The sequence below is a fragment of the Erythrobacter sp. S158 genome (assembly GCF_057364915.1).
On the sequence record NZ_CP200279.1, the window covers coordinates 181,562 to 206,649 of the forward strand.

Annotated in this window: 16 protein-coding genes; 11 read left to right on the top strand and 5 right to left on the bottom strand. The window is 63.5% G+C overall.

All coding sequences use genetic code 11. The features are described 5' to 3' along the window. Positions 1–10: 10 nt before the first annotated feature. Both AC0V6T_RS00965 and AC0V6T_RS00970 read left to right on the top strand, forming a co-directional pair. Positions 11–1,192, top strand: coding sequence for a M48 family metalloprotease (locus AC0V6T_RS00965; RefSeq protein ID WP_486123518.1), 1,182 nt, complete (start codon positions 11–13; stop codon positions 1,190–1,192). Beyond that, positions 1,189–6,654, top strand: coding sequence for an AAA domain-containing protein (locus AC0V6T_RS00970; RefSeq protein WP_486123520.1), 5,466 nt, complete (start codon positions 1,189–1,191; stop codon positions 6,652–6,654). Before AC0V6T_RS00965 ends, AC0V6T_RS00970 begins: the two co-directional genes overlap by 4 nt. Positions 6,655–6,674: 20 nt before the next feature. On the opposite strand, the gene AC0V6T_RS00975 is transcribed toward AC0V6T_RS00970, so the two are convergent. Further along, positions 6,675–8,492 (bottom strand): hypothetical protein, encoded by a 1,818-nt coding sequence (locus AC0V6T_RS00975; protein ID WP_486123522.1) that lies wholly within the window; start codon positions 8,490–8,492, stop codon positions 6,675–6,677. Positions 8,493–8,655: 163 nt separating this feature from the next. Here AC0V6T_RS00975 and AC0V6T_RS00980 point away from each other — a divergent pair, with 163 nt between their 5' ends. From AC0V6T_RS00980 to AC0V6T_RS00995, 4 genes are all read left to right on the top strand, one after another. Beyond that, positions 8,656–9,222: a phosphoribosyltransferase gene (locus AC0V6T_RS00980; RefSeq protein ID WP_486123524.1), complete on the top strand. Its 567-nt coding sequence runs from the start codon at positions 8,656–8,658 to the stop codon at positions 9,220–9,222. Beyond that, the gene (locus AC0V6T_RS00985) at positions 9,222–10,253 is read left to right on the top strand and encodes an adenosine deaminase (RefSeq protein WP_486123526.1); all 1,032 of its coding nucleotides are present in this window, start codon (positions 9,222–9,224) and stop codon (positions 10,251–10,253) included. The genes AC0V6T_RS00980 and AC0V6T_RS00985 overlap by 1 nt, the downstream gene beginning before the upstream one ends. Positions 10,254–10,380: 127 nt before the next feature. Next, positions 10,381–11,514 (top strand): helix-turn-helix domain-containing protein, encoded by a 1,134-nt coding sequence (locus AC0V6T_RS00990; RefSeq protein ID WP_486123528.1) that lies wholly within the window; start codon positions 10,381–10,383, stop codon positions 11,512–11,514. 77 nt (positions 11,515–11,591) lie between these two features. Further along, positions 11,592–13,106, top strand: coding sequence for a S41 family peptidase (locus tag AC0V6T_RS00995; protein ID WP_486123530.1), 1,515 nt, complete (start codon positions 11,592–11,594; stop codon positions 13,104–13,106). A gap of 2 nt (positions 13,107–13,108) precedes the next feature. On the opposite strand, the gene AC0V6T_RS01000 is transcribed toward AC0V6T_RS00995, so the two are convergent. Together AC0V6T_RS01000 and AC0V6T_RS01005 are read right to left on the bottom strand one after the other, a co-directional pair. Beyond that, complete coding sequence (locus tag AC0V6T_RS01000) at positions 13,109–15,553, bottom strand: YbcC family protein (RefSeq protein ID WP_486123532.1); 2,445 nt, start codon at positions 15,551–15,553, stop codon at positions 13,109–13,111. Positions 15,554–15,578: 25 nt separating this feature from the next. Next, the gene (locus AC0V6T_RS01005) at positions 15,579–17,138 is read right to left on the bottom strand and encodes a proton-conducting transporter transmembrane domain-containing protein (RefSeq protein WP_486123534.1); all 1,560 of its coding nucleotides are present in this window, start codon (positions 17,136–17,138) and stop codon (positions 15,579–15,581) included. 116 nt (positions 17,139–17,254) lie between these two features. On the opposite strand from AC0V6T_RS01005, the gene AC0V6T_RS01010 reads away from it, so the two are divergent. The 5 genes from AC0V6T_RS01010 (at position 17,255) to AC0V6T_RS01030 (ending at position 23,192) form a co-directional block, all read left to right on the top strand. Further along, complete coding sequence (locus AC0V6T_RS01010; protein ID WP_486123536.1) at positions 17,255–18,118, top strand: LysR family transcriptional regulator; 864 nt, start codon at positions 17,255–17,257, stop codon at positions 18,116–18,118. A gap of 58 nt (positions 18,119–18,176) precedes the next feature. After that, on the top strand, positions 18,177–20,090 hold the full coding sequence (locus AC0V6T_RS01015) for a cation:proton antiporter domain-containing protein (RefSeq protein WP_486123538.1): 1,914 nt from the start codon (positions 18,177–18,179) through the stop codon (positions 20,088–20,090). Between the two features lie 24 nt (positions 20,091–20,114). Beyond that, complete coding sequence (locus AC0V6T_RS01020; protein WP_486123540.1) at positions 20,115–21,041, top strand: NAD(P)H-binding protein; 927 nt, start codon at positions 20,115–20,117, stop codon at positions 21,039–21,041. Between the two features lie 199 nt (positions 21,042–21,240). Then, positions 21,241–22,974 (top strand): solute:sodium symporter family transporter, encoded by a 1,734-nt coding sequence (locus AC0V6T_RS01025; RefSeq protein ID WP_486123542.1) that lies wholly within the window; start codon positions 21,241–21,243, stop codon positions 22,972–22,974. A gap of 80 nt (positions 22,975–23,054) precedes the next feature. Next, positions 23,055–23,192 carry a hypothetical protein gene (locus AC0V6T_RS01030; RefSeq protein WP_486123544.1) on the top strand — a complete coding sequence of 46 codons (138 nt, stop codon included), beginning with the start codon at positions 23,055–23,057 and terminating at the stop codon, positions 23,190–23,192. Positions 23,193–23,213: 21 nt separating this feature from the next. Here the strand turns inward: AC0V6T_RS01030 and AC0V6T_RS01035 are convergent, their stop codons facing one another. Both AC0V6T_RS01035 and AC0V6T_RS01040 read right to left on the bottom strand, forming a co-directional pair. Then, positions 23,214–24,137 (bottom strand): TauD/TfdA family dioxygenase, encoded by a 924-nt coding sequence (locus AC0V6T_RS01035; protein ID WP_486123546.1) that lies wholly within the window; start codon positions 24,135–24,137, stop codon positions 23,214–23,216. Continuing rightward, on the bottom strand, positions 24,130–25,086 hold the full coding sequence (locus AC0V6T_RS01040) for an aldo/keto reductase (protein ID WP_486123548.1): 957 nt from the start codon (positions 25,084–25,086) through the stop codon (positions 24,130–24,132). The genes AC0V6T_RS01035 and AC0V6T_RS01040 overlap by 8 nt, the downstream gene beginning before the upstream one ends. Between the last annotated feature and the right edge of the window lie 2 nt (positions 25,087–25,088).

The following is a 25,088-nucleotide window of genomic DNA, read 5'->3' on the forward strand; positions in this document are numbered from 1 at the left end:
GGGTCGGGGAATGGAAGTATCAGCGCAGGAGCGTTCGCTCGCGCCTTTTCGATATCATGATGACGTGATCGCGCATCTCAAGCGCGAGGAGTCGCACGCATGGGAATGGTCCGCGTCAGAGGCCCAGACGAAGGAATTTGGCGAAATTCGCGACACAATGCTGCGCGATACATACCGGTTGGAGCCTGCGGGCCATCCGGAGGTGTTCGAGGCATGTCGCACGGCGATGGAACGGCTCGGGATCGAGGCGCCGGTGACGCTCTACCAGGCGAATGACGGCACTATGAATGCAAGCCTCGTCTATACGCCCGGCGAGATCCACATGATCTTCTTCGGCCCGATCCTTGAAAAGCTCAATGAGGCCGAACTTCTCGCGCTGCTTGGCCATGAATTGTCGCATTACCTGCTGTGGTCGATTGGTGAAGGCGAGCATTATCGCGCGAACCGCGTGTTCGAACACGCGCTGGCCTATCCGGACGCAAAGCCGTCGCACCGCGAGACGGCGCGTCTGCTCAGCCTCCACACCGAACTTTTCGCCGATCGCGGCGCAGCGATTGCGGCAGGCGCTTTCGAGCCTTCGGTTGCGGTGCTGGTCAAGGTCATGACCGGTCTCACCAATGTCGATCCCGACGCCTACCTACGTCAGGCGCAAGAGGTCGAAACGCGCGGAGGCAAATCGCAAGGGCTCTCGCACCCAGAGGCCTATGTGCGGGCGCGCGCGCTCCAGTTGTGGTGGTCAGGCTATCCGGAGATGGAGCCATGGCTTGAAAAGCAGCTCAAGGGCCCGCTCTCGATCGAGGCGCTCGACCTGCTCGGCCAGAGCAAGCTAACGGAAATGACCCGCGCATTCCTTGCCCGATTGATGGTCGATATCGAGGATGCAGGAGAGGAGATCACGACCCAGCTGCGCGCGTATTTCCCTGACTTCGGCAAGCGCGAAGAGACGCCGCTGGATCTCGCTGAAATCGGCGTCGAGCGGATCGATGACGCGACGCGCGACTACTTCGTCGCGCTCACTTTCGACATCGCGATGGCCGATCCCGACGCGACCGACGCGGTGATGTTGGCGGGGGCCAAGATCGCTTCAGAAATTGGCGCGAGCGAGCGTATGACCGGCGCGCTGCGGCGCGACCTCAAATGGACCAAGGCGCGCAGCGACAAGCTGGTCGCGCAGGCGGCGAAGGCAGCATGAGCGAGACATTGGAACAGGCAGCACCGACCCGGCTTCTGGGTGCGGTTCTCGAGGATGCGCGCATGCTCTCGCAGGACGATGTCGTTCACGCGTTGCTCGGCCTCATGCGGCAGGTCGCGCAGCTTCACGAACAGGGGCTGGTCGCAAGGATCGCGCTCGACAGCGTGGTGGAGCTCGAAGACGGCCAGCTGGTGCTTGTCGATACAGCAGGTGAAGCGCCAAGCAGCAATCTGAAAGCCATCCACGACATCCAGCCGCAGGTCTCCAGCGCGCTCAAACTGGTCGGCAATTACCGCGTCACGCAGGACGAGGAGCGCGGCACCAAGATCGATGATCTCTCGGTACTCGAGGGCGACGAAATCGATCTAAAGGCCCCGTCCTACATCACCGGGCTGCGAAGCTGGGAAATCGAGCTTGGCCATCACGACGAGATCACCGACGTCTTCCAGCTGGGCATGATCATGGCCTCGCTTGCCTGCGGGATCGACCCGAGGGAGTTTGAGGATCTCAAGCAGTTCTCGCTTAATCGCGACAACCTCTTTGCCATCGCGCCGCGCCTGCACCCGGTCATCGCCTCGCTGATCCTCGAAGCCACCGAGCTGAACCGCCACTCGCGCGCAACGGACGTCGCCGAGCTTGCGCGCCGCCTCGACACGTGGCGTGACCAGCCCACCGGCATCGAGGTCGAGCGCGTCATGGCCGAGGCGCAAGGCGTGCCCGGACGCCGCGCGGCGGTGCTCTCGCACCTGCGCGACCGGTTGTTCGACCTCTCGCGCCGCAACCGCCTGATCCACTTCCGCGCCACCCAAAGCTCGATCAACCTGACCGAGGCCAGCATGCCGATGGTGATGCGGATCGAGAGCGTGCGGGCCGATTCGCTGTGCACGTGGAAGGGCAAGTTCACCAAGGACGTGCTGGGCGGGAAATCCGTGCCGCTCAATCGCTGGCTGCGTTTCGAAGACCAGCCGCAGATCCCCTCGCAGCTTGACCGGATCATGCAGGAAAACCGGCGCAACCGGAATGAATACGGCTTCTCCAGCCTGCGCCTGACGGTCGCTTTCCTGCACTGGCACAACCTGAAAGAAGCGCCCGAGGACCGCATCAGCTCGCCGCTCTTGTGGCTTCCCGTAGAGGTGAAGAAACGCAAGGGTGTGCGCGATCAGTACGTGATGACCTGCCAGGACAGCATCGCGGAATTCAACCCGGCGCTGCGCCACATGCTGCGTCAGCTTTACGACATCGAACTGCCTGAAAGCGTCGATCTTTCCGAAACACCGATTGAGGCAGTGCACGAGGCGATCCGCACGCAGATCCATGAGAGCGAGCCCGGCGTGCGGCTTGAACTGCAGGAGCGGCCCGAAATCCGCCTCATCATGCAGCGCGCGGTCGCCCGCGTGAACAAGTTCAACCGCCGCCGCTCGGGCCGCAAGGAAAGGATCAGCGCCAATGCCGACTTCAGCTATTCGCGCGACGATTATCGCCCGCTCGGCCTTGCCCTGTTTGAGAAGTTCGTGAAGCCCGATGCTCTCCCTCAGCGCATGGCGGCAGGCGGTGGCTATCAGGCCAAGCGCGAGCTGATGGTCGCCGAAACCGAAGCGCTGTCATACGGAAAGGCGAGCGGCGAGGGGCACAAATTTTCTTGGTCGATAGACCTCACCGGCGTGACGCTGGCGAACTTCAATTACAAGAAGATGTCGCTGGTGCGCGATTACAACGCGCTCATCGATGACCCCGAAACGCAGCCGGGTTTCGATCAGGTCTTCTCCATCGAACCGCGCCCGTTCGTCGAGGAAGCGCCGCCGCCGATCCCGCCTGAGGAGCAGTGGAGCGTCGTGCCGAGCGATGCGACGCAGGAACAGGCCGTCGCCTTCGCGCGCACGGGGCGCAGCTACATCATCCAGGGGCCGCCGGGCACCGGCAAGTCGCAGACGATCACCAACCTGATCGCCGACTATGCGGGGCAGGGCAAACGGGTCCTGTTCGTGTGCGAGAAGCGCGCGGCGCTCGACGTCGTGTATCACCGGCTGGGGCAGGCTGGCCTCGATGGGCTCGCCACGATCATCCACGATGCGCAGGACGACAAGAAGGACTTCATCGCCAATCTGCGCGACCATTACGAGCGCTGGGGGCGGACTTCCGACCAGCTCGAAGACGCGCGCGCTGCGCGTTCGCAAACGGTTGCTGCGCTGAAGGAGCATTTACAGCAAATCGCTGCATTCGAGGCGGTCGTCGGGGCTACGGATGAAGGCAACGGCGCTTCATTGCGCGATCTTGTGCGCCGCGCTGCGATGCTGCCTGCGCCCGATGGATCGGTAGGGGCGGCGACGCGTGAGATGCTGCCCGATCTTGCGCAATGGGACGCCAGTCGCGCCATGATCGAGCGCGTGACCCGCGCGATGCACGAACTGGTCGGCGTCTCGCAGATCGCGGTGATTCCCTTTGCGCGGCTGCGCGCCGATATCCTTCGTCAGGATCGCCCCTACGCCGCGATCGAAGCCGCCATCGATAATGCCGAAAGCCAGCTCCAGCGGCTCGACCCCCTGTTCGAGGATGCAGACATTCCGCTTTCCGGCGGCAGCGCCTTTGCCGAGGCGAGCGAGATTGTCGCGCTTGCCGAGAAAATGGCGGCAACAGGCCTGGCGAATTCACCCGGCCTGCTCGACCCGCTTTCGGATGACACCAAGGCACTGAAAGCCGATGTCAGCCGCATCGCCTCGCTCGAAGAGGCAGAGAGGGAGGCCGCGAAACAGGCAAGCGGGTGGAGCGATCCGCTCGATCCCGCCGATACCGCTACGGCGCTTGATCTGGCGCGCTCGAAAGAAGGTTCTCTCTTCGCGTTCTTCAGCGGCGAGTGGCGCACGCTCAAGGCGACTGTCGCCTCGCGGTACGACTTCGCGTCGCATGCAGTGAAGCCCAAGATCACCGCCGTGCTCGAAACGCTGTCGCAGCTTCACGGCGCGCGCGATGAATTGGCGCGCGGACGCAAAGCGATTGAGGAGCGTCTCGGCACCGATGATCTTGCCGGCCTGCTCGCATTTCGAAACACGATCCTCGAAGGCACGCCTTCGAAGGCGACAGAGAAACTGCTCGCGCTTTCCTCGTCTCCCAACGGCGCGCAAATATTTGCCCGCATGGCGCAGGCCGCCTCGGCCATGCGTTCGCTCAGCGAGACGGTGGAGGGCACACTTGGGGCGTTGGGTGACATTACGTTTGATGAGCTTGCCGAATTGCTGCGCGATCTGCGCGAAAATCTCGACGAGCTTCCCGACTGCCTCCCGCATCTGACCGAGCTGCACAGCGCGCCCGAAGCGGTGGCGCGCGCTCTCACCCAGTTGCCTCTGCCGCTAGGCGGGATCGAGGCGCTGATTGTCGATGAAGCGATTGCACAGAAAGAGCGCGGCAATCCGGAGATTCGGCGTTTCGACATCGACCGAATGATCGCGATCTCGCGCCGTGCCTCAGCCGCGCGCGACGTGGTGCGCGACCAGAACTCGGCGGCGATCCGCGCGACGCTTCACCGCCAGTTCCGCGACAATGTGAAGATCTCCGAGACCTCGGTGACGCAGCTCGACAACGACGGGCGCGCGTTCAAGAAGGTCTACGCCAATGGCCGGCGCGAGCTCGAGCACGAGTTCGGCAAGACCATGCGCTACAAGTCGATCCGCGAACTCGCGAGCGGCGACACGGGCCGGGTGGTCAATGACTTGAAACCCGTCTGGTTGATGAGCCCGCTTTCGGTGTCCGACACGCTCCCGCTCGAGCCCGACCTGTTCGATGTCGTGATCTTCGACGAGGCGAGCCAGGTCCCGACCGAAGACGCCGTGCCCGCGCTATGCCGGTCGCAGCAGGTGGTGATCGTGGGCGACGAAATGCAGCTACCCCCGACGAGCTTCTTCGCAACCTCGCAGAACGACGAGGACATGGAGATCGTCGCCGAGGAGGGCGGGGAGCGCATTGCGATCGTGCTCGACGCCGACAGCTTGCTCAGCCAGGCCGCGCGGAACCTGCCTGCGACCTTGCTCGCATGGCATTATCGCAGCCGCTTCGAGGCGCTGATCAGCTTCTCGAACGCCGCGTTTTATGCCGGCGAACTCGTCACCATCCCCGACCGTTCATTGCGCAAGCGCGATGCGGCTGGCGCTCCTGTCAATTCCGAGGACGAGGGCGCGTGGGGCACAGGCGTCGACCGCCTGCTCGCCGCGCCGATCACCGCGCACCGGATCGAGGACGGCGTTTACGACCGCCGCGCCAACCTGCCCGAAGCGCGCTATATCGCAGGGCTCGTGCGCGAGCTTCTGATGCGCGAGACGGGGCAGACGATCGGCATCGTCGCCTTCTCCGAAGCCCAGCAATCAGAGATCGAGGACGCGCTCGAGAAGCTGGCGGCAGAGGACGAACCCTTCGCCGCGGCGCTCACCCGCGAAGTGGAGCGCGAGGATGACGGGCAATATACCGGCCTCTTCGTCAAGAACCTCGAAAACGTGCAAGGCGACGAGCGCGACATCATCCTGATGAGCGTGTGCTATGCGCCCGGCCCGAATGGGCGGATGGTGATGAATTTCGGACCCATCAACCAGCGCGGCGGGGAGAAACGCCTCAACGTCATCTTCAGCCGTGCAAAGCGTCACATGGCGATTGTGTCGACCATCGCGCCCGAAGCGATCACCAACATCCACAACGACGGCGCGCGCGCGCTTCGCAGCTTCCTCGCCTTTGCCGAGGCGCAATCGGACGGCGCGCATGACAACGCGCAGGCTGTCCTTGCAACGCTCAACCCGGATGCGGCGCAAACGTTCGATGCTGAATTGCCCAATGATCCGGTGCGAAGCGCCATCGCGGCAGCTTTGCGCGCCAAGGGCCACGAGGTGCACGAGCATGTCGGCGGGGCAAGCTTCCGCTGCGATCTCGCCATCGTCGATCCAGCGGGCGGCGGCTATGCGCTCGGTGTGCTGCTCGACCGCGAGACGACGTCGCCCGAGGCTATCGAGGAACGCTATGTCTTCCGCCCCGGCATCCTGCGCGCCTTTGGCTGGCGGGTGGTCGATGTGCCGGTGACGAGCTGGCTGCGCAATCGCGGCGCGGTGGTAGAGCGGATCGAGCGCGAGCTTGCCCGATCAAGCTGGGAGTTGGCCGACCCCGATCCAATCGCGGGGACGACCATTACCCCGATAGCCACGCCCGAACCTGCTCCCGCCGAGGCCGCGCCCAAACAAGGCGAGGCTCAGCAGGACGAGGCTCAAGGCCAGGCAACCGGCATGACCGAATACCGCCTCGTCGCGGGCGCTTCGAACAAGTTCTGGCGCGTGGGCGTCGATGGGGCCGACCTGATCGTCGAATTCGGGCGGGTGGGGACTAAGGGGCAGCGCGTGATCAAGTCCTTCGCGGACGAAGACCGCGCGCGGCGCGAGGCGAACAAGCTCACGCTTGAGAAAACCCGCAAGGGCTACGAACAGTTCGGCTGAACTCCTCGCCTTGCCCCGCCTCAGCTTTCGGCGTTGAGGTGCTTGAGCAGCGGTGCCTGAACGGTGCGGTGCTCGACCAGTTTCGAGAGGCGCAGCACCGGTGCATCGACATCGTCGCCCCCCATCGCGATCAGCGTCGCGATGGCGGCGTTGGCGATGATCTTCGAACGCATCGCGTCCTCGCCGGTCCACAGATAGGTCGCTGCGCTCAGTGCGGTCAGCTCCAGCGCCTCGATCGCGCACGCCCGGTTGGGCATAGCCGCAACCAGCCACAGCGCGCCGCGCACGAATTCCTCGTTCTCGACGCTCAGCCGCATGAAGCTCGCGAGTGACTTGTAGGCGGTGCGGCCGTCGGCATGCTTGTAGCTTGGCTTGGGCAGGTCGAGCACGCCGGTGGTCGCGGTCTTGTTCTTGTAGCTGTGATCGTCGGTCAGCACGAGCTTGCAGCCAAGCGCGTAGTCGAGGCCATGTTTACCGCCACTCGCAACGCAGATCGCGATGGCCTTGCCAAGCGCTTCGACCTCGTAAGCGTGGCGCTGCGGCCAGTCGCCATGGGCTTCTTCGAGCCGGTCGATCGTGTAGGCGAAGCGGTCGCCATTGACGACCGCAGTATAGTTCGCACGGCCAAGCGCGGGCGAATGGAACAGCGCAAGCCAATCGTGCAGCTTCTCCTCCACCGTTTCTAGACCGAGCGGCTTGCACAGTTCAAGCGCTTCCTTGAGCCAGGTTTTCGTCGCCTTGGTTGCGCGGCGCTGGGTGATAAGATGCTCGACCAGCGCGGTCCAGGCAGGGTTTTCAAGGTCGGCCAGCACATCGAGGCCGGGGATCTGGCCCATGCTCCAGTCATATCGCGAATGCGCAACGGCGCCCGCGATTGCGCCGGGGAGCGTGCGGTAGGCTTCCGTATCGGCCCAGCCATTGCGTCGGCCATTGTTGGCCTTGAGATCTGCGACCGGTTGGGCGGAACTTTTCCAGTCGGTATAGCTCGGGCGCACGTCGCCGCAGGCGGGCCAGTGGGCGTTGAAGGCCGCTTCGGTGCTCGCCCACTTGGCGCGTTTCGAGCCCTTGGTGGCGAGACGGATGTCGTTCAGATTGGTCGCGACCTCAGCCAGCAGGTCGGCCCAGAACTGCGCGTTCGGCCGTTCCTTGTCGGGGATCGCAAACTCGTTCTCTGCGCCCTCACAGCGCTCCATCAGGAACTCGGTCGCGCTCACCTCGACACCGGCGAGCTTCTCTAGCTTCTCGGCGCGCAGGATCATCTTTTTGGTGTTGGACTTGCGATAGGTCGAGCGCGCTTGCCGGATCTCGCTCGCCATCTCGGCAAGCGCTTCGCAATCGCCCGAGGACAGGTAAGCGCCCTGCTTGATCGCGCTGTTGATCAGCTTGAGTAGCTTGGAGACCTGCGTCTCGTAATAGTAGCGCTGGCGATAATCCTTGTTGCGGAGCAGGATCGTGAGCAGCGCGGCCAGATGCTCCTTGCGGACCTCGATTTCCTTGTTCCAGAGGCATGAAAGGCCGTGCTGCGCGATCAGCTGCGCTTCTGATGCGTCGCGCTGATATTCCCCGTAATGGCCTTGGCCCATGACGATATCGGCGAGCAGATCGCCGCGTTCTTCCGGGGTGAGGAGCTCAAGCGCCTGGTTGCAGCCGGATGCGGGATAGGAGGGGTTGGTGACCAGCTCGCGCGCGTCGGCATAGAAGCGATCGAATGGCGAGCCACCGCCGCCCCCGCGCGATGGGCGATTGCCGAAAATCCGGCCGGACTTGGGCTTCTCCGGTTGAAGCGGGGCGAGACCCTTGCGACCAAAGGTCTTGCGACCGAACCCCATGAAACCCATTACAACCCCCTTCAAACCATCCATTCCAGTTCGACCCTCGCTGTAATTTGGTAGTCTTTACAAACGCTAAACCATGAAACCCGGCGGCCTTGCCGCAGCATTGGACCGGCTCTCGAAATATCGCTAGCTCTTGAACCGTACTCGAACCGGACGGAGCCGCAAGTTGGACGAAAAACAGTATCTGGACGCGAACGAACTTCTCGAATTGTCGTTTGCGCTCGCGAACCAGATCATCGCTTCAGGCTTCGTGCCAAGCCATATCGTCGGCATCTGGCGCGGCGGTGCACCCATCGGGATCGCAGTGCAGGAATTGCTCGAAGCGCGCGGGTTCGAATGCGATCACATCGCGATCCGCACCTCGTCCTACACCGGCATCGGCGAGCAATCGCGCCACGTCAAAGTCTATGCGCTCGGCTACCTGATCGACACGCTCAATGCCGAGGATTCGCTGCTGATCGTCGACGACGTGTTCGACACGGGCCGCTCGGTCGAGGCATTCATCGAGGAGCTGGGCAAACGCTGCCGCCGCAACACGCCCGAGACGATCAAGATCGCGACCGTCTTTTACAAGCCGTCGAAAAACAAGACCGTCCTGACGCCCGACTACTATATGCGCGAGACCGAGGACTGGCTGATCTTCCCGCATGAGCTTAACGGGCTTTCCGACGAGGAAATCCGCGCGAACAAACCGTGCGCGAACGAGATACTCAAACTGAAAGGACAAGCCTGATGGACCGGGCCGCAACCAAGACCCGCGAGGCATTCATCGCCGCGGTGCCCAAGGCCGAACTGCATCTGCATATCGAAGGCTCGCTTGAGCCGGAAATGATGTTCGAATTGGCGAAGCGCAACGGAGTCGATCTGCCTTATGCCAGCGTCGAGGAAGTGCGCGCCGCTTATCAGTTTTCGAACCTGCAGGAGTTTCTCGACCTCTATTACCTCGGCATGCAGGCACTTGTGGAGGAGCAGGATTTTTACGACCTCACCATCGCTTATCTCGAGCGCGTCCACCGCGACAATGTGCGCCATGTCGAGATCTTCTTCGACCCGCAGGGCCATACCGAGCGCGGCATTGCGTTCGAGACGGTCATCACCGGCATCCTGCGCGCACTAGACGAGGGCAAGGCACGGCTTGGCATCAGCTACAAGCTCATCATGTGCTTCCTGCGCCATCTGTCGGAGGAAGAGGCCTTTGCCACGTTGGAAGAGGCGATGCCGTGGCTTGGGCGGATCGAGGGTGTTGGGCTGGATTCGTCCGAAGTAGGCCATCCGCCAGAGAAATTCGCACGCGTTTTCGCCAAGTGCCGCGAGCTTGGTCTCAAGCTTGTCGCACATGCGGGCGAAGAGGGGCCGCCCGAATATGTATGGCAGGCGCTGGACGTGCTCGACGTCGACCGGATCGACCACGGCAATCGCGCTTTGGAAGACGCGGCGCTGGTCGAGAGGATCGTGCGCGAGGGACACACGCTTACCGTCTGCCCGCTCTCCAATTTGAAGCTCTGCGTAATCGACGACATCGCCAAGAGCCCGGTTCGCACGATGCTCGAAAGCCGGGTGAAGGCGACGGTCAATTCGGACGACCCTTCCTATTTCGGCGGCTACATCAACGACAATTACCGCGCGGTCGCCGAAGCGCTCGACCTGTCGATCGAGGACATCACGACACTGGCGGCAAACTCATTCGAGGGTTCGTTTCTGGAGGAATCGGAAAAGGCCGCTTTCGTCGAGCAGGTCCACCGCGCCGCGGCTGAGGCCGGCTGAAAGGCACACGTCTCAATTCTTAAATCCTTTGCGAGTTTGAGGGCGCTTCGCATGATTTGAGACGACCAGCGGCGCGAGGGATGTAGGGGGCGTGGGGCATGCACATTCCTGAACAGAGAGCCGCCTGATGGAAGGCGCAGATCAACTGACCCTCAACTGGCGCAGCGTTGCGCTCGCCTGCGTGTTGGCGAGCATTCTCGTTGCGCAGTTTTACATCCTGTCACGCGGGATCGAACGGCGCGCGTCTGTATGGTTCACCGCCTTCGCCGTCGCGATTGCGATCACGACGATCCCGATGATCATTGGCTTTGCGGGTGCTTATGACATCTGGCCGGGGCTCACCTTCCTGCCGACTGACCTCACCTTGCTGTTCGGTCCGTTGCTCCTGTTCCATGCGCGCCAGCTGCTCGATGGCGCTGCGCCGCGAGGGCAATATTGGCTGCTCGCACCCGGAGCGATCTATTGGCTTTACCAACTCTGGGCTTTCACAATGCTCGGCGATTACCGCGACAAGTGGGCGTTCAACGATGCGGTGCATGAGCCTTTCGTCGTGCCGCTCGTGATGGTCACGGCAATCGCTCTTAGCGCATGGTCGCTGTGGGAGGTCTTGCGTATGCGGCGCGGCTACAAGGCGTGGCTGGACGCGAACCGCTCGGACGGGGACGATTTCGAGCCGACATGGATAGGGCATTTCATCGTTCTCGGCGTGGTGGCTGCGGCGATCTGGGCCTTGGAAACCGCGCTCTACCTGTCGCTGGGCCTTTCCTATGTCGATGCATTCTGGTGGGACCTCGCCGTGCTCGCCGCGATCATGCTGCTCTCCCTCGAAGCGCTTACCCGGCTCACCCAACCATATCCCAAGATGCTCGCGCCCGATGCGGTTTCTATCGAGCAATTGGTGGAGAGCGCTAATACCGAAAGCGAACGTGACTGGCAGGCGGAGGGCGAGCGGCTGCGCGATCAGGTGATCGCCAATGGCTGGCACCTTGAATCCTCGCTCTCGCTGCAGACGCTTTCGCGGCGCTTCGGCATGAACCAGGCCTATGTCTCGCGCGCGCTCAATCAGGGGCTGGGGACAAGCTTCAGTCACTTCGTAAATGCATTGAGGGTCGAGCATGCACGCGGAATGATCCTTCGCGAAGAGGTCAATCTGCTCGATGTGGCGCTGTCCTCCGGCTTTGGGTCGAAGGCGAGCTTCAACCGCGCGTTCAAGGCGCATGCGGGGGTGACGCCGTCCGAATACAAGCGTCTCAATTCGTAAAAAGCTCAAGCGATGTGGTCTCTTGCAGCGCATCGCCCGCCAGCATGGCTAGGTGAAGCGGCGAAGGAGACTTGAACATGAAAACCCTCGCTTACTTGCCCCTGACTGCCCCCCTGACTGCGATGGCCTCGCTCACTCTCGCAGGCCCGCTTGCTGCCAATGACGATCCTGCAAAAGCGTGGCTGACCACCGAGCAGGTCGCTGCCGACCTCGCCATTGCCGAGGATGCCTATTCGCGCATCCATCCCGGCTACACCCGCTATGCGAGCGAAGACGAGATGCGCGCCCAGTGGCAGGCGATCCTGGACGATGCGCGCGGAAGTGGCGGCATGAGTTCAGGCGATTTCTACCTCGCTGTGACGCTCGCGCTCACCAATATCCGGTGCGACCACACCAAGGCCGAATTGCCCGATGCCATGCGAGAGGGCCGCGCCGGAAAGCCGCTCTACATGCCGTTTCGCTGGGAGCTCGTCGAAGGGCGCGGGGTGATCGAGATCGCGGGCGAAGTCACGAGCCTCGCGCGCGGCGATGAAATCCTCTCGATCGACGGCCGCGCTCTCGCCGATGTGGTCGATCAGGTCGCCAAGTACATTCCGGTCGACGGCTTCACCGAATGGGCCCGGCGCGGAGAGATCGCAGCGAGCACCGAGGTGATGGGCGGCGGGGTCGACCATTTCGGCGCGCTTCTATGGGACGTGCCCGCGACCGCGACGCTCGAAGTGCGCCGGGTGGATGGCACGCTTGAAACGGTCGAGGCACCGCGCATAGACTACGCCCAATGGCTTGCGCTTGGCCGCGAGGCGGGGCGGGCGCGCAATTTCAAGGACGCAGTGCGGTTCGAGCGGGTGGGCGAAAACGCCGCCATCCTCTCGGTCGACACCTTCGTCAATTACCGCACGCCGGTCGGCCCGCAGGAGCTTTACCAGCCGCTGTTCAACGCGCTGCGCGATGAGGGGCGCGACACGCTGATCCTTGACCTGAGGCGCAATGGTGGGGGTTCGACCGATGCCTCGATCGGGCTCGTCGCCAACCTCGTGCCTGACGAGCGGCGCTTCATGCGCGAGTTTCGCGTGGCTACCATCGACCACTCGCCATGGGAGGGCATGATCGGGACGTGGGATGAAAAAGCGCTAAACCCAGATCCGCGCGGCTTCATCGCGAATGCGGATGGCAGCTACACTCTGCGTGACGGGATCATGGAGGACACCGGGACGGTCAGCCCGACCGACGTTGCATTCGACGGCAAGCTCATCATCCTTACCAGCAGCAACAATTCTTCCGGAAGCACCAACATTCTGGCGCACCTCGCAGACCGCCCCAACACTGTGACGGTAGGCGAGAAAACGGGTGGCAGTGCGGAAGGGCCGACTGCAGGCGTGATCTTCTTCCTGACCCTGCCCGAAAGCGACATGCGGGTGCGCATCCCGATGTTTCGCCAGTGGAACAACACCGGCAGCTTCGAGGAGGGCATGGGCGTCACCCCGCAGGTGAATGTCGCCATGACCTTCGATGCCTATCTCGAAGGCCGCGATCCGGCGCTTGAGAAGGCGATAGAGCTTGCAGGCTCACCTACGCGCACCGCGATGCGCTGATCTCAGGCGGAGGCGAGTTCCGGCTGGTCGCTGCCTTGCGACTTGGCCGGTCTCTCCGCCTCCCACTTGAGGTCGCCAACATAACGCTGTGCGAGCTCGCCATCCTCGCCAATGGCGAACAGGTGAAGCCAGCGATTGTCGAACAGCGCGCGCACTTGCGGATGCGCTTTGAGGATATCGTTCATGGCGCTGGTCGGCGCCTCGATGCAGACCGAGAGGCGCAGCGGTTCGTGGACGAGGTTCTCACCATCATGGACCGACTGCCACGCAAGGCCGGCGCGCATGTTGCCGCCATTGCCTTCGAACACGCCGATGCCGCCGACGACATTGTGCAGGAGCTTGTTGCCCGCACCGAATGCCTGCGGAGCGACGGTCGAACCGTAATATTGCAGGCTGATCCAGCTCGCGACCACGACCGGCGCGGTCATGATGAGTTCGAGCACCGAATAGCCGTTTTCCTTGTCGTGCCGCCAATCGTAGTCGTGCAGGAAGGCGCGACCATCCAGCGCCTTGCCGCTGGTGCGGTGGCGCGGGGCGGCGATGAAGGCCTTGCACCCGGCGAGCGCCCATTCCGGGCGAACCTCTGACCAGTCGCGTGCGCGCCGGGCAATGTCGCGCTGGCTGGAAGCGCCGGGGAGGCGGCGGCTGCGCTCGGTGCGCGAAAGTTCCCCTGCCATTGCCAGCCAGGTGCGCGCCTGCCGGATCGCATCATCGGGCGCAGCGCCGCCAAGGTCGCCGTCATAGATCGTGACTTCGTCCTTGGTTGTATCGTGCAGGGCGGCAACGAAAATCGTATCTGCGGGCACTTTGATCCCGCGCTGTGACAGCCCGTCGCGCACAGCTCCGGTATTGAGCAGGCCAGCGAGCAATCGCGCATTGACCTCGCCCGAATAGCCGCCGCACGCCCCGCAATGAAGCGCGCTTGCATGCGGGTTGTTGGTGACGTTTGCGCCGTGTCCCGCGATCAGCACGAGGGGCGCGAAATTGCCGGTCAGCGACATTGCCTTGAGGATCGTCTCGGCCGCATCGACCTGCTCGCTCAGCTCCATGCGCGTCGTCAGGCGCGGTGCGGGTTCTGGTGATTTGCCAGAAGTCTGAAGCCCGAACGTGTCGCGCAGCAGCTTTGCGGCGTAGAGCGGACCCGTCGCCTCGACGAATGCGAAGGACGAAACCGCTGCCAGTTTGAAGCGGCCCCAAGCGCGTTTGGCGCGGGCGGTGAAACGGGTGGAGCGGTCGCGGGTTTTGTCGCCATCGCTGCCGGAAACCGACTGAACCGACGGGTTGAGCAGCACCGGCAGACGGCGCTCGGCAACATCAGAGGCAAAGCTGCGGTGCTCTGCGGCAAGCCCGAAGAAGCCAGCAAAGCCAAGCGTGCGGATCGAAGGATCGACGCTCTCGAGCGCGCGGCGGAAGACTTCGGAACGAACGTCGATGCAGAAGGCAGCCTGCATGGCAGGGCGCTCGGTAGTCGGCGTTTGGCCTTCGCTTGCGAGCACTGCGCCAAGGTCGCGCTGGGCGGCGCGCTCGGCGGCTTCCTGAAGGATCTCATCGACTATGTCGGCCCGGTCGGCGCGCGTGTCGCGGGCGTGGGCGGCGCGGGTCTCGCGCCATTCGTCAGCGACCATATCGGCATATTGCAGGTAGAGCGTCTCCTCCCACAGTAGACGGATCGCGAGCAGGTCCGAGATCACCTCGTCCGTCTCGCCCGCAAGTTCGGCCTGCCACAATTTGTATCGCGCATATTGCGACCAGCCGCCCATCGAGAACAGCAGCTGGTGGAAATAGGTCGCCATCTCCTCGTCCCTGAGGCCGAGCGTCTCAACCGCGCGCGCGATCAGCACTTTGGGGTTCTGCGGCGCTTCGGCGACGATCCGGCCAAAGCCCGAAAGCCCCATGATCTCAGGCGTGAGGTCGTGGGTCGCATAGGTGCGCCAGGCTGCCCAGGCCGAGCGGCCCGGAATGGCTGGCCACAGCGCCTGGCCTTCATCGAAATAGCTCGACAGCCACGACCCGGTGCGATCAGCACACACGCCCGCCCAGTCGGTGCCGCTCGCGTCGGACGCAAGGTTGGCGATGGTGGGCAGGGCCGTGGGCTTGTTGCTCTCGGTCTGCACTTCGAACTTGAGCGCTTCCATTGACGACGGCTTTGCCGAATGCGGCGAAGCGGCAAGCGCTGCGGCGAGGTCTTCGCTTGTGATCTCACCCTCGGCGATCCGCTCGCGATACCAGGAACGAGGCATGGTGACCGGCACGCCGCCCACGCGGCGCAGGCGCGAGGCGGTGGCGGCGAGCGACTCGTCCGTCTGGCCGAGGAACGGATTGACCGCGACGGTCGCCGACAGCGGCCATGCTGGCGGGATCTGGCGAACGGCATGTTCGATCGCGCCTTCGATGGCGACCGCGATTGCCGTGACTTCGAACTGGGTGGTGGGGAACTGGGTGTTCATGATGAATGTCCTTGTTCGAAGCCGCTCAGCGGGCCTTGCGGGTCGACCAGTTGCCGACGAGGCGGTCGAAGACGGCGTTGGCGTAAAGCCCGTTGGAAAGGTGGACGCGAAGGCCCGATGCCGCCGGGTGCAGCGCCCAAAGTGGGAACAGCGCCTGGGCGATGGCGACCACGCCGAAACTTGCCACCGCCAGCACGATCAGCGCCCATTCGAGCGGGCCGGGAGCGGGCGTTGCGGGGAGCGTCCCTTGGGTCAGCCACTCCGACACGCGTTGCAGCGTGAAGTAACCGAGCGAAGCGGCGAGCGAGTAGATCACCGTCTTGCGGGTCAACTCGCGCGGAGCCTTGTCGGCAAGACCCTGCGCGAACAGGTAAGCGACGCCGAAGACGAGGATGGCTCCCAGCGCGATGGCCTGCGGCGACTTGTCGCTGAGGCCGAACAGCGCGCCGATCGCCGCATAGATGCCAAGCGCCAGCGCGAAAGCGGTCATCACGTTGCGCATGCTGGGAACGGCGATGGGGCCAGGCTTGCGGATCGCGGCGACGTTCTCGACCGCGCTCCCCGATGAGAGGAAGGCGTGCGCCTTGTAATAGGAGTGCGCGACAATGTGCAGCAGGGCGAGCGGGAAGAGCGCGAGGCCGCACTGCATGATCATGAAGCCCATCTGCGCGATGGTCGACCATGCAAGCGAGTTCTTGACCGCCGGCTGGCCGAGCATGGCAAGACTGCCCAGCAGAGCGCTGAAGCCCCCGATAACCACAAGGATCGCGAGCACGTTTGGTGCGAGCAGCATGACATCGGCAAAACGGATCAGCAGCACGCCGCCGCCATTGACGACGCCTGCGTGAAGCAAGGCGGAGACGGGCGTGGGCGTATCGACCACTTCGGTCAGCCAGCCATGGGTGGGAAACTGCACCGATTTGAGCACCGCTGCGAGAGCCAGAAGGCTCGCTGCGACAAGCGTTGCCGTGGTCGCGCTGCCCTCACGCGCTTCAGCAAGGATGGTGGCGATGTCGGTGGTGGCGTAGCCCTGCCAAAGTGCGAAGGCGGCTCCGATGAGCGCTGCATCGCCAAGGCGAGCGACGATGAAGCGCTTGCGCGCGCCGCGCACCGCCTGAATGCGGTCGGGATAGAAAAGGAGTAGGCGCTGAAGCGTGAGGCTGATCGCGATGAAGGCGACCACCAGCTGGACGAGATTGCCAGCGAGCACGAACAGCAGAACCGCACAGAGCGTTGCTGCCATCCAGCCGATGAAGACACCCTGCCGCTCTTCCCCGTCGAGGTAGTTCGCCGAATAACGCAGCAGCACCCAGCCGATCGAACAGATCATGGCGAGCATCGTGACGCTCACCGCGTCGAGCCGCGCCGAAATGCCGAGCCCGCCCGTGCCGATCAGGGCTGAGGTTGATGGGCCTGCCACAACGAGCTGAACGATCGAGGCAAGCGAGATCGCGATGGTGCCAAGCGCCGCGATCTCTGCGATGCGCAGGAGCGTCTTCGGGCGGCGGCTTGGGCTCGCCCATGCGATCAGCGCGACAATCGCGAAAATGAGCGGCGCAGCCAGAGGCAGAAAGGGGTGGATCATTCGAGAGGCTCCGGGGGGGGGTTAGGGCGAGCGAGAATTGCGTCGAACTAGCGGGAACCCGGATTTAAGAAAAATACATTGTTTGTTACGAAACGTTCTGATTTAAAGAACGATAGATGAGCGACTTCAACTTCCACCACCTGCGCTATTTCCAGACCGTCGCCGTCATGGGCAACCTCACGCGCGCTGCGCAGAGCCTCAATGTCTCGCAAAGCGCGGTGTCGACGCAGATCAAGCTCTTGGAAGAACGCCTCGGTCAGCAATTGTTCGAACGGCGCGGGCGCTCGCTGCAATTGACCGAAGCCGGGCACATCGCACTCGACTATGCAAATTCGATCTTTGCGAGCGGCGATGAGCTGGTGGCGACTTTGCAAGCCGCGGGGCGGCAGCGCCGTGCGCTCAGGGTCGGATCGCTCGCCACGCTCTCGCGCAATTTCCAGCTGGGCTTTCTTCGCCCGATCCTTGGCCGCAGCGATGTCGAGGTGATCCTGCGCTCGGGCAGTGCGGGCGAACTCTTCAACGCGCTCGCCGATCTGCAGCTCGATATCGTGCTCACCAACCAGCCGCCCGACACGGACGCGCTCAGCCACTTCGTCGTCACCCGCATTGATGAGCAGCCGGTGGGCCTGATTGCGGTGCCGGAGTTGGTCGAGGAAGACGTCTCGATCGAGGAGCGACTGTCCACAGCCCCCCTTATCCTGCCCACACCCGGAACCGCGCTTCGCATGGGGTTCGATTCCATGGCCGACCGTCTCGGTATCCGTCCCCAGATCGCTGCCGAAGTCGACGACATGGCCATGATGCGCCTGCTCGCGCGCGAGGGGGTCGGGATAGCGGTCATCCCACCCATCGTCGTGCGCGATGAGCTTGCAAACGGCATCCTTGTCGAATGTGCCGAGCTCCCCGGCTTCATGGAAAGCTTCTACGGCGTCACGGTCGAGCGCAAGTTCCCCAATCCGCTGCTCGAAGTTCTTCTTTAGGCCTGCCTTCCTCTAATCGCTTGAGCGAAGCCGCGTCATGCCATAGCGCTTGGCCTCAATGACCGATTTCCTCGTCCTTGCCACCATCCTGCTCGGCGTCGGCGTCATTGCCGTTCCGATCGCGACCCGGCTGGGGCTGGGTTCGGTGCTCGGTTACCTGATTGCAGGCATGGCGATCAGCCCGGTGCTCGGCGCGCTGGGAGTGAACGTCATCCAGCTTCAGCATTTCGCCGAGTTCGGCGTGGTCATGATGCTGTTCCTGATCGGGCTTGAGCTTGAACCGCGAAAGCTGTGGGAGATGCGCAGCCGCCTGATCGGCCTTGGCGGGGGACAGGTTCTCGTGACCACGCTGTTGATCGCCTCGACCGCGATCTTCATTGTCGGCGATCCGTGGCAGACGGGGCTCGCGATCGGCATGATCCTTGCGCTCTCTTCGACCGCGATCATCCTGCAGACGCTCGACGAGAAAGGCCTGATGAAGTCCGAAGGCGGCCAGTCGGCGTTCTCGGTCCTGCTGTTTCAGGACATCGCCGTGATCCCGATGCTCGCGATCCTGCCCCTGCTGGCGCTGCCCGATTTGGGCGGAGCAGAGCTGGCTGCCGATGTCGCCCATGCGGGCGGTGGCCATGCCGGTGAAGCGGGCGACCACGGTGGCGGCGCGGGTAGCCTGATGGACGGTATGCCCGCCTGGCAATCGGGCCTGATCACGCTTGGAGCCATCGCATTCGTCGCGCTGGCGGGCAATTACCTGACGCGCCCCGTCTTCCGCTTCATCGCCTCTGCTGGCCTGCGCGAACTGTTCACCGCAACCGCGCTGCTGTTCGTGACCGGCATTGCGCTGTTGATGACCGTCGTGGGCCTTTCGCCTGCGCTCGGAACGTTCCTTGCCGGGGTTGTGCTGGCGAACAGCGAATACCGGCACGAGCTGGAAAGCGATATCGACCCGTTCAAGGGATTGCTGCTCGGCCTGTTCTTCATCACCGTGGGCGCAGGTATCAACTTCAGCCTGCTCGCGACACAGTGGGGCGAAGTGCTGATGTGGACGGCGGTGCTGGTCGTGACCAAGCTCGCGGTGCTCTGGGTGCTCGGTGGCATCTTCAAGATCAGTGGCACGGCGCGCTGGCTGTTTGCGCTCTCGCTCGCGCAGGCGGGCGAGTTCGGGTTCGTCCTGTTGAGCTTTGCGGTCGGCAACTCAGTCATCCCGCAGGACACCGCAGACCTGCTGCTCTTGGTCGTGGCGATGTCGATGCTGATCACGCCGCTGCTTTTCATTCTCTACGACAAAGTAATCCTGCCGCGCTTCGACCGCGAGCGGGAGCGCGAGTTCGACGCGATCGAGGAAGAGCGCGACATCATTGTCGCAGGGCGCGGGCGCGTTGGCGGGATCGTCGACCGGATGCTGGAAACCGCCGGCTATCGCACCACCGTGATCGACTATTCCTCCAGCCAGATCGAACGGCTCGGGCGCTTCGGAATGCGCGTCTATTACGGCGATGCGACGCGGCCCGATATGCTCGCCTCTGCCGGGATCGAAAGCGCCAAGCTGCTCGTCGTTGCCATCGACGACAAGGAGGCGACCAACCGCCTCGTCTCCTACGTCCACAAGGCCTATCCCCACGTCCACATCATCGCGCGCGCTTATGACCGAAACCACGTCTTCGAATTGTGGTCGCTTGGCTGCCGGGACATTATCCGCGAAACCTATGACAGCTCGCTTCGCATGGGCCGCTCTGCCTACGAAGCGCTGGGCCTGACGCGTGAGAAGGCGGAGGATCTGTTCCGCGTTTTCGAGGACATGGACCGCGAGATGATGGTCCCGATGGCCAATGTCTGGGACGCCGACACTCCTCCGTGGGAAAACGAGGAAATGATCGCGCTGGTCAAGAAGCTGCGCAGCGAGTGGGACCCGCTGCTGCGCGACCAGATGGACCAGATCATGGGCCGCGACGACCTGGACGAAGCTGCCGAATGAGCCCTGCTGAATGAGGGTGCCCAGATGAGGGTGGCGGTCGCGGGGGCGAGTGGGACGATTGGCCGTGCTGTGGTGCGCGAATGCACGGCACGCGGGTATGCGGTGACGGCTCTGGTGCGCAGCGATGCGGCGGAAAAACTGCCTGAGCTTGAGGGTGCAGAGACCCGCGTGGTCGACCTGTCCGATCCTGCGGCGGTGGTGCTTGCCTTGGGCGAAGCAAAGCCTGTGAGCGTCATCTCCTGCATCGCCTCGCGCAGCGGGTCGCCCGAGGATGCAAAGGCGGTCGATCTCGACGCCAATCTCAACCTGCTCGCGGCGGCTGGTGCGTGCGAGGCTGGGCATTTTATCCTGCTCTCCGCCATCTGCGTGCAGCGCCCGCGTCTCGCTTTCCAACGCGCCAAACTCGCCTTCGAGGCTGCGCTGACCAAGGCCGATATCGCGCACACGATCGTCCGCCCGACTGCCTTCTTCAAGTCGTTGTCCGGGCAGGTCGCCCGGGTGCGTGATGGCAAGCCATTCCTGTTGTTCGGCGACGGAGAGCTCACTCGCTGCAAGCCGATTTCGGACGCCGATCTTGCGCGCTTCATCGTCGACAGCGTCGGCAATGCGGAGCGCCACGGCAAGGTGCTGCCCATCGGCGGTCCCGGCCCGGCAATCTCGCTGCGCGAACAGGGAGAGATGCTGTTCGAACTTGCGGGCAAGCCACCGCGCTTCCGCTCGATCTCGCCGCGCCTGTTCATGGCCGCGTCGCGCCTGCTCTCGCTCGGTGCGCCGTTCTCGAAATGGTTCGCTGAGAAGGCTGAGTACGCCCGGATCGCCCATTACTACGCGACCCAGAGCATGCTGGTCCTCGACGAGGAAACGGGTGAGTACGATGCGGATGCCACGCCCGAATACGGTGAGGACACCTTGCGCGACCACTACCGCGCCATGCTGGCCACAGGTTCGTGAGTGCCCGCATTTTCCTACTCGCACGCGGCTTGGTAAGCACCGGCGCGATGAAGACCTGTGCTCACCTCAAAACTGGAAAGTCACACCTCCTACAGACGTTTTCGCGGCAACGCGCTGAAATTGCTATCATTTCGGGGGTGACGGGTTTTTACAGAAGCGGCCGTGTGTGTAACATCCACCACGCAGATCAGGCGCCAGCATGAGCGGAGCCAACATCGCCTTCACGCTCGCCAGTTGCATCGCCTTCATGGGTCTGGTCGGCTGGTTCAGCTGGCTGAAAACGCGCGGCACGGCAGAGACGAAAGACGGATACTTCCTCGCCGGACGCGGGTTGGGCGCGACCTTCATCGCGGGCTCGCTGCTGCTCACCAACCTCTCGGCAGAGCAGCTGATCGGGCTCAACGGTTCGGCTTATGGCTACAACATGTCGAGCATGGGCTGGGAGGTGACGGCAGCGGTCGCGACCATCGCGATGGCGCTCATCTTCCTGCCCAAGTACCTCGCAGGAGCTTTCACCACCCTGCCACAGTTCCTCGGTGACCGCTTTGACCCGATGGTGAGGCGCATGTCGGTGGTGCTGTTCATGCTTGGCTACGGCCTCGTGACGATCCCGAGCGTGCTCTATTCAGGCAGCCTTGCGGTGATCGCCTTCTTCGACGTTCCCGCACTGACGGGCCTTGGCGACTTCGAGGCGCTGGTGGTCACGGTCATCGCGATCGGAGGCATCGGCGCGGTCTACGCGATCTTCGGCGGGCTACGCGCGGTGGCGGTGTCTGATACGCTCAACGGCGTGGGCCTGCTCATCATCGGGATCGCGGTGCCGGTCTTCGGCCTCATCGCGCTCGGCAATGGCGACTTCGGGGCAGGGCTGGCGACGCTCGGCAGCGAGCATACCGAAAAGCTCAACGCCATCGGTGATGCCGACGCGCCGACGCCGTTCGGCACGCTCTTCACCGGCATGATCTTCGCCAACCTGTTCTACTGGTGCACCAACCAATACGTGATCCAGCGCACGCTCGGCGCACAATCGCTGGCAGAGGGGCAGAAGGGGGTGCTGCTCTCGGGCTTCTTCAAGATCATGGTGCCGTTCCTGATGATGATCCCCGGCGTCATCGCCTTCCACATGTACGGCCCCGGCCTTGGCACCATCGACGAGGCCTATCCGCGCCTCATCCGCGACGTGCTGCCATTGTGGATGTCGGGCTTCTTCCTCGCCGTGCTGCTGGGCGCGGTGTTCTCGTCCTTCAACTCGCTGCTTAACAGCGCGGCAACGCTGTTCAGCCTCGACGTCTATGGCCCTGCGAGGGAAAGCGTGAACGGCGCGCCGCCGAGCGATGCAGAACTGGTGCGGGTCGCCAAGATCGCGAGCTTGGTGATCGCGCTCTTCAGCTTCGTGGTCGCGCCGCTCCTGTGGTTCTCGCCAGAAGGGCTGTGGCAGATCATCCGCATCTTCACCGGCTTCTACAACATACCCACCGTGGTGATCGTCATAGTTGGCCTCTTCACCGCCCGCGTACCTGCGCTGGGGGCCAAGATCGTGATCGTGTTCCACGTGGTTGCTTACGGCCTGCTTCGGTTTGCGCTGAATGATGTGGTGACGATCCACTTCCTCCACCAATATGCGATCCTGTTTGTGATCGAGGTCACCATCATGCTCGCCTGCGGCTGGCTTGCGCCTCGCAAGAGCGCGTGGAAGTTCACCCGCAACGAGCAGGTCGACCTCACCCCATGGCCTCACGCAAAGCCGCTTGCGGTGACGCTCTTCAGCTGCGTGGTCGCGACCTATCTGCTGTTCTCACCGCTCGGAGCGGCCACGCCGGGAGGGCCGGGCTTAACCTTCGTGATGCTGCTGGGAGCGCTGATTGCGGGCAATCTCGCGTTATGGGCGTTAAGCTTACGACGGCCCGGTAGCAAAGCGGGACAGGGCGCCTGATTGGGCGTGCGGCCTGATTGCGGGCACGTGGGGTACAGGTAGACTGATGGCGGGGGCGAGACTCGGACTGGAGTTCGTCAATGACATCAACAGCAAAGCGGCTGCGCAAGCGCCGTTACACCGCGCCTGTGCTTGCCCGCTTCGGGACCGTGCGAAACCTGACGGGGGGAAGCTTCACCCGCGCAAGGGACGGGGCGATCCAGCGCTCGCGCTTCTAGCGCGGCTATCAGGCGACGCACTCAGGCAACAAGGCTTGCGAGCACCCGGCGCTTGCCCTCGAACGGGCGGCGTCCGTGCATGACGAGGAAGTTGTCGACCAGCGCGACATCGCCCGCCTGCCAGGCAAGGTCGTGGGTCAGCTCATCCGCGACGGCGATGGCCGGGGCCATGTCCTCGCTCGTTATGGGTGATCCGTCGCCAAAGGTGATCGCGCGGTTCGGGTCGTTGCGACTGTCGGCCCAGCCACGAAACGCCGCGATCAGCTGGTTGAAGAACGTCCTGCGCCCATCGGCAAGCTCGCGCACCGCGTCGAGGCGCGGCGTGGTCGCGCGAAGGCTCCCGTCGTCGCGCCACTGCCAGTCATAGCCAAGCTGCCTGAGCCGCGCTTCGGCTCCGTCGCGGTCAGCAACGCTCAACGTGCTGCGCCAGCTGCGACCTTGGCCCGAACCCGCATCGTCGTCGCCCGGCATGACATTGGTGTAGCGCACGCCCTCGGCCTCGACCCGCGCGACGAACGCCGGCGCGTCGGTGGCAAGCCGTTCGAGCACCCAGTCCGAGCGGCACAGCGGCGTCGCGCCGCCTGCTTGCGGAGCGATCTCGCAGTAGAAGAAGAGCTTAGCCGGATAGAGCGGGGTCTGCGCCATCTCGTGATGGAGGAAGATCTCGGTCGTCGGCGGCGCTTCGTTGGCGGTAAAGACGCGCGGCGTCACATTGGTGCGCACCGCGTTGGAGAGCGAGTCCTCGTAGGTGAAGCCCGGCTCGCCATAGCCCTCGACTACTGCATCGAAGGCCTGTGGATCGGGCACGTCGAAGCCGCGGAACAGCAACGCTCCCGCATCGGCAAGCGCTGCATCCACCGCGCCCTTGTTCGCTGAAATGAAGGCGGCCAGATCGCCGCCGCCCGGAATGACGCCGGGAAACTCGCTCGTCGGTGTCTCAGTCATAGATCGGGTGGAAGGTGTTGAAGGCGGCTTCTGTGAAGACGCCGGGGTCGTTGAAGCGGCGGTCCTGGTTGAGCGCGCTGATCGCGGCCATCTCGACGGACGAAAGCTCGAAGTCGAAGATGGCGAGGTTCTCGCGCATCCGTTCGGGCTTGGAGGTCTTGGGTATAACCGCCGTGCCGCGCTGGACGCCCCAGCGCAGCAGCACTTGCGCGGGCGTCTTGCCGTGAGCCTGGGCTGCAACCATCACCGGAGCTGCGCCAAGCAGGCTCTCGCCCTCATCCGCCATGCCGAGCTCGAAGTAGCTCTGCGCGCCAAGCGGAGAGAAGGCAGTGACATCGATTCCGTAGCCCTTCGCGCACCGGATGAGCTTCTCCTGCGCCAGATAGGGATGCGCCTCGATCTGGAGCATCGCGGGTTTGATGCGGGCATAGGTCATCAGGTCGTGCACCAGCGCGGAGTTGTAGTTGCAAACCCCGATCTGCTTCACGAGCCCCTTGTCGACGAGCGCTTCCATCGCGGCCCACGTCTCGTGGAGCGCAACCTTGGCGGGCTTCATGACGGGTTCGGCAGCGTCAGGTTCGTGGAGCCACTCGGGCGGGTAGCGGGTCTCGATCGGCACGTACTCAAGCGCGATCGGGAAGTGGATGAGATAGAGATCGAGCGTATCGAGCTTAAGGTCGGCAAGCGTCTTGCGACACGCTTCCTCGACATGCTCGGGCGCGTGGAAGGTGTTCCAGAGCTTCGACGTGATCCAGAGCTCGTCGCGGGCGACGAGACCGTCCGTCATCGCCTGGGCCAGACCTTGGCCTGTCTCGGCCTCGTTGGCGTAATCGGCGGCGCTGTCGAAGTGGCGGTAGCCTGCCTTGACGGCTTCGACGACGCTTGCTGCAGTGTCTTCGCGGGGGATCTTCCAGAGGCCGAAGCCAACCGGAGGCATGGATTGGGGCATGT